The sequence below is a fragment of the Streptomyces sp. MB09-02B genome (assembly GCF_033794485.1).
Taxonomy (GTDB): domain Bacteria; phylum Actinomycetota; class Actinomycetes; order Streptomycetales; family Streptomycetaceae; genus Streptomyces.
The window spans coordinates 1-6,248 of record NZ_JARGEE010000482.1 but is presented as its reverse complement, the minus strand read 5'-3'; the positions used below and the strand labels follow the sequence as shown (position 1 = coordinate 6,248).

The 6,248-nt window shown below is 73.1% G+C and carries 5 protein-coding genes; all 5 read right to left on the bottom strand.

Annotation, left to right across the window (positions count from 1 at the left end; all coding sequences use genetic code 11):
• A partial coding sequence (locus P1P70_RS38470; RefSeq protein ID WP_319246060.1) for a hydrolase occupies positions 1-1,199 on the bottom strand: 1,199 nt, incomplete at its 3' end.
• A complete protein-coding gene (locus P1P70_RS38465) occupies positions 1,196-2,449 on the bottom strand; it encodes an ATP-grasp domain-containing protein (RefSeq protein WP_319246059.1) in 1,254 nt (417 codons plus the stop codon). The genes P1P70_RS38465 and P1P70_RS38470, both read right to left, overlap by 4 nt.
• A 77-nt stretch (positions 2,450-2,526) precedes the next feature.
• A complete protein-coding gene (locus tag P1P70_RS38460) occupies positions 2,527-3,501 on the bottom strand; it encodes a transketolase (protein ID WP_319246056.1) in 975 nt (324 codons plus the stop codon).
• The gene (locus tag P1P70_RS38455) at positions 3,498-4,361 is read right to left on the bottom strand and encodes a 1-deoxy-D-xylulose-5-phosphate synthase N-terminal domain-containing protein (protein WP_319246054.1); all 864 of its coding nucleotides are present in this window, start codon (positions 4,359-4,361) and stop codon (positions 3,498-3,500) included. Before P1P70_RS38455 ends, P1P70_RS38460 begins: the two co-directional genes overlap by 4 nt.
• Positions 4,358-6,248, bottom strand: a 1,891-nt coding sequence (locus P1P70_RS38450; RefSeq protein ID WP_319246053.1) for a M20/M25/M40 family metallo-hydrolase, incomplete at its 5' end; no start/stop codon positions are given. The genes P1P70_RS38455 and P1P70_RS38450, both read right to left, overlap by 4 nt.

Sequence of the window (6,248 nt, the reverse complement as noted above, 5' to 3'; positions counted from 1 at the left end):
GGGTGGAGGAGGTTGTAGGTGGCGGGGGCGCCGGGCCGCAGGGGGTGCTCGCCCGTCGTGTCGCCGCTCAGCTCCGCGAAGTAGCGGCGGCCGCCGACCGTGGCCTGGTGGCGCAGCATCCCGTCCAGCGAGGCGTCGTCGCCGCGCAGCAGGTCCAGCTCGCTGAGCAGGGAGTAGCCGTGGTAGGCACCGGTGTTGCCGGAGTCGGTGCCGACCAGGAGGTCGCCCCGGCCGAGGGCCGCGAGGGCGTTGCGGCGCATGTCGGCGAGGGCGGCGGTGCGGGTCTCCTGGACGCCGTACTCGATGCCGTACGGCTTCTCGATGCCCTTGACGAAGTCGAGGTTGCGAATGTCCTGGGTCTCGGCGAAGCCCTCGCGGGAGTACTCGGCCAGGAACTCCTCGCCGGTCATGATCATGGGGCGGAGGCCGGCGAGGGTGGAGACGAAGCGCGCCCCCTCGAACTCCTTGAAGTCGGCCGCGTCGAGGGTGCGGTCGCGCACGGTGTGGGCGAAGAGGCGGAAGCCGCACTCGTACGCCCAGCGGGTCTCCTGGAGGGTGTTGCAGTCGATGACGGCCGTGACACCGCGCTCCGCCGCCATGCGGGCCGTGAAACGCAGGACCCGCTCGGACAGGCGGGAGAAGCGGACCGGGCTGCCGGGCTGTTCGGTGCCGTCGGTGAACATCACCTTCAGGAAGGTGCCGCCGCGTTCGGCGTTGGCGCGCAGGGCGTGGTCGAGGTCGGACTCGACGGCCAGCATGTACACCGGGGCCGGGAACTCGACGCCGTGGCCGGTGCGGCCCGCCGCGTCGGTCGTCGCCGTCACCGCGTAGCCGCAGTGCACGATCTCCGGGTAGGGCCGCGGGGAGGCCTCCCGGCCGGCCGCCCAGGCGTCGGCGACCAGCGGGAAACCGAACATGTCCACGACGTGGGTGACCCCGTGGTACAGGTACTGGAGGGCCACGATCCGGGGGTCCTCGACCGTGTCGTCCCAGTTCGCGGGCAGGGACACATGGGCGTGGGTCTCGGTGTAGCCGGGCCAGAGCTCGGGCTCGTCGCCCCGGCGGGGGCCGGTGGGGGTGAAGGCGGTGAAGAGGCCGTTCTCCGTCGTGACGTCGTAGCGCGCCTCGGGATCGAGGGCCGGGACGGCCACCCCGCGCAGGGTGGCCGTCCCCGTGCGGCCGTCAGCGGCCTCGCTCATCGGGCCACCTCGACCTTGAGGCGCAGCTCGATCGCGTCCAGGGCCTCCTCGTTGCGCTTGTTGACCTCGTCGCGGTCGGCGCCGGTGAAGATGATGTGGCCGATCCAGTCGAAGTTGCTCTTGGAGAGGCGGCTGACCTCGACGCCGGGCTTCTTGTAGGCGAGGGCGCTGTGGAAGCCGGGCAGGTCCTTCAGGCCGTCGAAGCCGATGGACTCGACCGTGCCGGCGACCGGGGAGCCGAACCAGTGGCCGCCCGCGATGGTCTCGCCGGGGAAGGGCAGTTCGGGGCGCTCGCCGAGAGCCTGGCGGATGACCTCCAGGTAGGCGTCGACACCGGAGCTGATCTGCATCAGGCTCGGCACGATGCCGCCGATGAGCCGGCCGTTGACCTCGCAGAGCACCGGGCCGTCGGGGCCCAGCAGGAACTCGGTGTGGATAAAGCCGAAGTCGACACCCAGTTCGTTCAGGACCCTGGTGGTCATCTCGAACAGCTCGTCCTGGAGCGGGTGTCCGGTGAAGTAGGTGGCGCCCATCTCGATGAAGTGCGGGAAGCCGCTCAGCGGGCGGTCGGTCAGGCCGAGGTTGACGACCTCGCCCTTGCCGAGCACACACGACTCCACCGAGATCAGCTCACCGGTGACGAACTCCTCGATCAGGATGTCCGGGATACGGACGACGCCGCGCCCGTAGTCGACGACCTCCGCCAGTTCGGCGAGGTAGGAGGTCAGGTCGTCCTCGTCCTTCAGGTGCAGGACGTGCAGGCTCGCGGTGCCGTCGGACGGCTTCACCACACAGGGGAAGCCGATCTCGCGGACGGCCGCCTCGACCTTCGTCGGGTCCGAGACGTGCGCGAAGCGCGGCTGCCGGATGCCCGTGCCGTCGAGGGTGAGGCGGGTGAGGTGCTTGTGGCGGGCGTTGCGGGCGCCGTCGACGCTCATCCCGGGCAGGCCCAGCGCCTCGGCGACGGCGGCGGTGTGGACGGTGTGGTACTCGCTGTACGTGGTGACGCCGTGCACCGGGCGTTCGGCGTGGACCTCGCGCGCCAGGGCGGTCAGTTCCTCGATGGAGAAGGCCTGCTCGCTCTTGACGACCTGGCAGTTGGGGTGCGCGTAGGCGGCCTCGGTGAGCGGGGAGACGGCGAGGTAGAAGTCGGGGTCGACCGAGACGAGGGTGACGTCGTGGCCGAGGTCCAGGGCGTTGGCGATACCGGCCATGCCGTTCGGGTTGCACTCGATCATGAGAATGTGCATGTCAGAACTCCTTGAAGACGAAGAGGCTTGTGAGGGCGATCAGTTCGCGAATCGCGCGCTTCGAGGGAGCGACGCGGTCAGCCGGCGGCGCGGTCGACTGCGTCCAGTACGGCGGGCAGGTCCAGGCCCAGCGCGGCCATGACCTCCTCGTGGTCGCCGCCCTGGGAGGGCCAGCTCCGGTCCGCGCTGACGGACGTGACCCGGCACTCCGGCAGCAGCAGCGCGAGCGCCTCCGCGACGCCGCCCTGGCCGCGGTGCTCCTCGACGACCACGAACCGGCAGTGGTGGCGGGCGAGTTCGGCGGCGGCGGGCGTCAGGTTCTCGTGGTCCAGATAGGTGAGGTGCGCGTGCGAGGTGCCGGGCGCGGCCCGCCGGGCGGCGAGGGCGAGGCGGGTGCCCTCCTCACCGACCGAGACGAGGCAGACCGCATCCGGGTCGGCGGCCATGAACTCCCAGTTCACGAGCGGGAGTTCGATGCCGCTCACCGGAAGGGACTCGTACCTCGCGTTGCGTCCCGTACGGATGTAGTGCGGGCGTCCGGAGCGCACCGCCTCGCGGACCACCGCGCGCATCTCGGCGTCGCCGTACGGCGCCGCGACGGTCACGCCCGGCACGCTGCGCAGGATCGCCAGGTCCTCCAGGCAGTGGTGGGTGGTGCCGAACCAGGCGCCGGAGACACCGGCGTAGGGCGCGACGACCGTGACACCGGCGGCGAGGTAGCCGAGGGTCAGCTTCAGGCTCTCGGCGGCGCGCAGGGCGGCGAACGGGGCGAAGGTGCTGACGAACGGCTTGTGGCCGCCGGCCGCGAGCCCCGCCGCCATGTCGACCATGGCGCCCTCGGCGATCCCGAGGTTGAAGAAGCGCTCCGGGTGGGCGGCCTGGAAGGGGTGTCCCTTGCCGCCCAGGTCCGCCTCCAGGCAGACGATCGTGTCGTCGGAGGCGGCGAGCCGGGTCAGCTCGTCCCGGTAGGCGTCGCGGCCGGAGAGGGTCACCGGGCGCGGGTCGGTGTCGGGCGTCGGCCGCTCGGGCGCGGCGGTTGCCGTCGGGCTCATCGGATCGCTCGCTTCCACTTGGCGGCGCGCGCCTGGTCGATGGTCACGTAGTGGCAGGCGGCCTTGCCCTCGACGGCGCGTACGCCCTTGCCCTTGACGGTGTCGGCGACGACGGCGAGGGGACGGCGGGCGCTCGTGCGGTCCTCGGCCAGCAGGGCGGTGAGGGCGCCCAGGTCGTGGCCGTCCACCTCCGTGACGTCGAACCCGAAGGCGCTGAACCGCTCGGCGAGCCGGGGCAGCGGGGAGATGTCGGCGACCATGCCGTCGTTCTGGCCGCCGTTGCGGTCGACGACGAGGACGAAGGTGCCGAGCTGCTGGGCCGCGGCGACCTGGCAGGTCTCCCAGACCAGGCCCTCCTGCAGCTCGCCGTCACCGGCGACCGCGATGCCGAGCCCGTGCCGCCCTCGCAGCCGCTCCGAGAGCGCCCAGCCGGCGGCGTACGGGACGCCGTGGCCGAGGCTGCCGGTGGGGAAGCGGACGCCGGGCACCTTGGGGCCGGGATGGCCGGTGTAGGGGTGGCCCGCGAGGCCGTACAGCGGGGCCGGGTTCTCCGGCAGGGCCCCGCTGACGTGCAGGGCCGCGTAGAGCCCGGCGGCCGCGTGGCCCTTGCTGAGGACGACCTCGGTGCCGTCGCCGGCGGAGGCCCGGTGCAGGGCGGCGATCAGGATGTCGAGGACGGAGAGGCTGCCGCCGAGGTGGCAGCCGCGCGGGCTCGCCGCCATGTCGACCACCAACCGCCGGGCCCGCACGGCACGTTCGGCGAGGGTGGCCACGAGGTCGGCCGTCGGCTCGGCCAGGGGCAGCGGCTCGGCCGGGTCGTCGTCCCCGGCCCGGGGCGCGTCGAGTACGGCCGTGGTCATCGTCGGTTCCCCTCGGGCAGGTCGGGCCGGGCGGGCAGGGCGAACCAGCGGTGGACCGCGTCGGCGAGCAGGCTGCGGGCGGTGCGGTACTCCATGGGGTCGATGCGTTCCTCGTCGGTGTGGTCCAGGGCGGAGTCGCCGGGGCCGTAGGCCACCATCGGGACGTCGTGCCAGGTGGTGGCCAGCGTGTTCATGTCGGACGTGCCCTTCTTCACCACGAAGCGGGGCCTGATCCCGGCCTGCGCGAAGGCTCGGGTGAAGACCTTGACCAGCGCGCTCGACCGGCCGCCGGCGTGCCCGGGCGTGGCCCGCAGCGCCTCGACGCGTACGTCGTCGGCGGCGTGGCCCAGCGCGGCGGCGGTCAGCGCCGCCACGTCGGCCCCGGGCGGCACCCGGAAGTTGAGGATCCCGACAGCCGTGGAGCGCTCGCGCCCGCTCTCCACGCGGACGTCGATGACCGCGCTGAGCGCGTCCGGCGCCTCGGCGAGCACCGACGCCCGGATCCGGCCGAGGACGCCGATCAGGTGGTCCGGCGCGGACACGGCGTCCATCCCGGCGGAGTGGCCGCTGGCCACGGACGCCGTGATCCGGAGCTTGAACAGCCCGAAGTAGCCGAGGGTCAGGGTCCCCGAGCCGCTGGGCTCGCCGATGACGACGGCGTCGGCCGGGTACCGGTCGCGGACGTGGAAGGCGCCCTTGGAGGAGGAGATCTCCTCCTCGACCGCGCCGACCACGCGCAGCTGGGCGTCCTCGGGGATGTCCGCGTGGGCGAGCACCTCCAGGAAGTTCGCCAGGCTGCCCTTGGCGTCGACGCTGCCCCGCGCCCACAGCTCGCCCTCGCGCCACTCGGCCGGCCAGTGGTGCGGAACCGTGTCGAGGTGGCCGAGGAGCAGCAGCCGCCGGGGGCCGTCGCCCCGGGTGGCGACGAGGTTGCCGACCTCGTCCACGTGCGCGTCGATGCCGCGTTCCCGGCACCACTCGGCCAGGTAGGCGGCGAGTTCGGCCTCGTCCCGCGACACCGACGGCACACACGCGACCCGGGTGAGCAGCCCGAGGTCGGCCGCCGGTTCCTTGGTACGCCAGAACCGGGTCCAGCCGGACGGTACGCCCATCGTGTGCGGGCCGGTGATGGCGACGTCGGCGCCGCTGTCCTTCATGGCGATCTCGGCGGCCCGCACCTTCTGCCGCATCCTGCCGCCCGCGTACTTCGCGCCCTCGCCCGGATAGGCGTCGTACAGCGTGGAGTCGGGGACGGCCGGGTCGGTCAGCAGTCCGGCGGTGCCGGTGACCAGCCGCAGATGGTCGGCGCCGAGCGCGCCGGTCAGCACGGCGGCGAGCACGTCGGCGTCCACGTTCAGCGGGGCGCCGCCCGCCGGGTCGGCGACCGGCGGCGACAGACAGACGACGTCGTACGCCTCCAGCAGCGCGGTGAGGCCGTCGACGTCGACGTCCGTCGGCACACCGGCCCGGTGGTCGCGCACGACCAGGGTCCGGCCCTCGCCGGAGACCGCCTTCAGCGGCCGGTTGGCCCTGCCGCTCACCAGCCCGCCGCGCGCGGCGACGGAGGTGAACACACTGAGCCCGAGCGCGCGCAGCTCCCGCTCCACGGCGGGCAGCGTCACCCGCTCGTAGGCGTCGACCAGGTGGGTCATCTCCTCCGGCGGGCAGTAGCGCACCGAGTCCCCGTTGGCCAGCCGCAGGTGCGGCATCGGCCGGTCGATCGCCGCGTAGTGCCGCTCGATCCCGGTGGCCCCACCGGCCACGAGCAGCACCCGGGCCCCACGGGCCACCAGATCGGCGAGCTCCTGGTGAATGGTGCCGCGATCGAGCGTGGCACTGCCGGCCTTGACGACGTAGAGGGGGCGGGTGGACCGGAGGGCGGAACGG

What these genes read in the sequence shown, in the direction of transcription:
- P1P70_RS38460 (WP_319246056.1), bottom strand. Translation starts at nt 3,501, where the DNA reads ATGAGCCCGACGGCAACCGCCGCGCCCGAGCGGCCGACGCCCGACACC.
- P1P70_RS38465 (WP_319246059.1), bottom strand. Translation starts at nt 2,449, where the DNA reads ATGCACATTCTCATGATCGAGTGCAACCCGAACGGCATGGCCGGTATC.
- P1P70_RS38455 (WP_319246054.1), bottom strand. Translation starts at nt 4,361, where the DNA reads ATGACCACGGCCGTACTCGACGCGCCCCGGGCCGGGGACGACGACCCG.